Origin of the sequence: Streptomyces albidochromogenes (assembly GCF_005981925.1) — a bacterium.
GTDB lineage: Bacteria > Actinomycetota > Actinomycetes > Streptomycetales > Streptomycetaceae > Streptomyces > Streptomyces albidochromogenes.
Map to the genome: position 1 here is coordinate 1 of NZ_VBVX01000482.1, position 3,161 is coordinate 3,161.

The 3,161-nt window shown below is 71.5% G+C and carries 5 protein-coding genes; all 5 read left to right on the plus strand.

Annotated elements, in window-relative coordinates; translation table 11 throughout:
• The first annotated feature begins 74 nt into the window (after positions 1-74).
• Positions 75-680 (plus strand): GTP-binding protein, encoded by a 606-nt coding sequence (locus tag E2E34_RS32805; protein ID WP_138905481.1) that lies wholly within the window; start codon positions 75-77, stop codon positions 678-680.
• A gap of 133 nt (positions 681-813) precedes the next feature.
• Positions 814-1,227: a roadblock/LC7 domain-containing protein gene (locus E2E34_RS32810; RefSeq protein ID WP_138905482.1), complete on the plus strand. Its 414-nt coding sequence runs from the start codon at positions 814-816 to the stop codon at positions 1,225-1,227.
• Between the two features lie 108 nt (positions 1,228-1,335).
• Positions 1,336-2,247 (plus strand): DUF6397 family protein, encoded by a 912-nt coding sequence (locus E2E34_RS32815; RefSeq protein WP_244316359.1) that lies wholly within the window; start codon positions 1,336-1,338, stop codon positions 2,245-2,247.
• Between the two features lie 144 nt (positions 2,248-2,391).
• Positions 2,392-2,733, plus strand: coding sequence for a hypothetical protein (locus E2E34_RS32820; RefSeq protein WP_244316362.1), 342 nt, complete (start codon positions 2,392-2,394; stop codon positions 2,731-2,733).
• A gap of 21 nt (positions 2,734-2,754) precedes the next feature.
• Positions 2,755-3,161, plus strand: a 407-nt coding sequence (locus E2E34_RS32825) for a helix-turn-helix transcriptional regulator (RefSeq protein ID WP_138905484.1), incomplete at its 3' end; no start/stop codon positions are given.

Consider the following 3,161-nt stretch of genomic DNA (forward strand, 5'->3'; position numbering starts at 1 on the left):
GTCGTGACCAGCCCGCTCGGCCACGCGCGACGGGGACGCACCGATGCTGACCGTTCTCCTGAGAGAAGTGATCGATGGGCTCCGAGTACTCCGACGACGCGGCCGGTCAGACGTCCGCCCTCGCGTTGAAAATCCTGGTCGCCGGTGGCTTCGGGGTCGGCAAGACCACCCTCGTCGGCGCCGTCAGCGAGATCCGGCCGCTGCGCACCGAGGAACAGCTCAGCCAGGCCGGCCGTACGGTCGACGACACCGGCGGCGTCGACCGGAAGACCACCACCACCGTCGCCATGGACTTCGGACGCATCACCATCCGGTCCGGGCTCTCGCTGTACCTCTTCGGCACGCCGGGGCAGGACCGGTTCTGGTTCCTGTGGGACGAACTCTCCCTGGGAGCCCTGGGAGCCGTCGTCCTGGCGGACACCCGCCGCCTCGAGGACTGCTTCCCGGCCGTGGACTACTTCGAACACCGGCACATCCCCTTCGTCGTCGCGGTCAACTGCTTCGCCGGGTCCCGGGCCTACGGGGCGCACGACGTCTCCCGCGCCCTCGACCTCGACCGGGGAACACCGGTGGTCCTGTGCGACGCGAGGGACCGCGACTCGGGCAAGGAAGTTCTCGTACGCCTCGTCGAGTACGCGGGAAGGATGCACACCGCCCGGCTGCTCGACACGGTGGGCTGAAGCGCCCGCACACCCAGTGCCCCACCGAGCCCAGGAGCACCAGTGGAAACACGTGCTTGCCGCGACGACGACAGTGGGGAAGGCTTGTCGACGACCAGGGCAACGGGGAACAAATGAACGGGGAGGCCGAGACATGGCTTTGGACAAAGGACTCGACTGGCTTCTTGACGACCTGACCAGTCGTGTCGAACACGTGCGGCACGCGCTGGTGCTGTCCAACGACGGCCTCGTGACCGGAGCCAGCACAGGTCTGGCGCGGGAGGACGCCGAGCATCTGGCCGCCGTGTCGTCGGGCCTGCACAGCCTCGCCAAGGGGTCCGGCCGGCACTTCCGGGCCGGCAAGGTCCGCCAGACGATGGTCGAGTTCGACGAGGGGGTCCTGTTCGTCACGGCGGCGGGCGACGGCAGTTGCCTGTGCGTGCTGAGCGCCGCCGAAGCCGACATCGGGCAGATCGCGTACGAGATGACCCTGCTGGTGAACCGCGTCGGTGAGCACCTCGGCGTGGCCGCGAGGCAGCCGGGACTCGGCTCGACGCACGAGTTCTGACCTGCGCGTTCCCGCCCGGCCGTGGAGTTGTCCACAGGCCGGGCGGGGAACGCGCCGGCCAGGCTACGGTCGTCACCGAGAGTATTCGGATCTCACGGGGAGACGATCATGGCCGTACAGGCAGTACACCGCACCACCGTCGCCGCGCCGACGGGAAAGCCGCTCGCGGCATCCCGGGCCATCCAGGAACTGGGCCTGAAGCGCAGCGAGTTCGACCTCGCTGTCCTGCTGGGTCACATCGTCACGTCGGTGGACAGCGACGGCGGCCACCGAAGGGTCGCCCGTGAGGAGGTCGACCGGCTCCGGGCCGCTGACCCGCTTCTGGAAACGCTGCGTGAGCGTGTCCGGACCGTGGGAACCACCGAGGGCTCGCAGCTGATGGGCATCAGCCCCGTACGGTTCGGCAAGCTGGCCCGCGCCGGGTACATCACCCCCGTCAAGTTCTACTTGAACCGCTACCGGGCCGTCGTCTGGCTGTATCTCGCCGCAGAACTGACGGAGTTCGCGGACCGTCATCCCGCGCTGCTCACCGGCAGGTCCCCGCAGAAGATGCGGGCCGTGCTCGACGCGGGGGAGGACCGCCGGGCCCGCAACTGGCGGAGCCGGCGCCTGAGTCTGCTGACGCGGCAGACGGAGGACCCGTGGGAGCAGGCGGCGATCACGAGTTCCGTACTCGATCCCGTCCAGCTCGCGGAGGTTGTCGACGACCCGTACGAGCGCGCGTACCTCAACAAGCTCCGGCCGGGACTCGTCGAGCGCCACGGCGAATCGCCCGCCGCGCGCGAGGCCATGGACCGGCTCGTGCTGGCCGACGACCCGGACGAGATCCTCTGGCAGCGGGTGAGCCTCGCGCTGTGCCTGGACGAGGCGCGCGAGCACCGCGCCGCGCCGCGCCCCGAGACGTGCCGGCAACTCCCGGCCACCGCCACCGCGCACGCCGCTGCCCCTGCGCCGGAAACCACCCGGGGGCTGCGGGCGTGGCTGCGCCGCCGGGTGCGGGAGGAGCCCGGCGATCTCTGATGCCTCTGGCCGCGCCGGGGCACCTGCGACGGCTGCCGAAGCACAGCCTTTATCGGCCGATAAACAAGGTTGATCTGGGCTAGGATCGCATCCGTGGAGTGAGCAAGGAATCTGACGGGACGGGGACGGATGCTCGCGGTGGACGTGAGGCAGTCGCTTCGCAGCGGCCAGACCGTCGCGGAGGGCGCGGCCCGGTGGTGGCGCTTCTCCCGGCAGACGGTCGGGAAGCACGGGGACTTCCTGCTCGCCTTCGTCGACGGCGGGGTCTGCGTGGGTGCCTTCCGGATCGTCGGATCCGAGCCGGACGACACCGCGGGCGGCAAGTACGCCTTCGACCTGGCCCCGGCCGCCCGCTTCCAGTGGGCGCTGGGGCGCCGGCTTCCGCTGCCCCCGGGCCGCAACCCCGCCCGTATCCTCACCGGCCGGCACCTGCGCGAGTTCCTCGACGCCGCCCCGCACCGCACATCCGCGACCGACAACGACTGACACCGAAGGAGCGTGCGCCGCATGGCGAGCAAGCCCGACCCCGTCGACGCCCTCCTGAAGTCCGGGCCGCGCCGCACCCACCTGCCCGAGCCGGCCGAGCGCGCCAGGCTGCGGACCGACTACGGCCTCACCCAGGCGGAGATCGCCGCCGCGCTCGACGTCACCCGCACCACCGTGGCCGGATGGGAGGCCGGCCGCAGCGAACCGCAGGGCGCCACCCGCGCCGCGTACGCCAAGCTCCTCGAAGGCATCGCCACCCAACTGGCCGCCGCGTCACCGTCCTCAAGCGCGCCCCCCGCGGCGGAACAGCCGGCGCCTTCCGCCCCCCGGGCACCGCAGGCCGCTCCCACTACGCCAAAATCGCCGAGCGCGCCCCCGGTCGGGCCGGGAGCAGCCGCGCCGCCCCAGGCCCGCACCCCGTCCGAGGC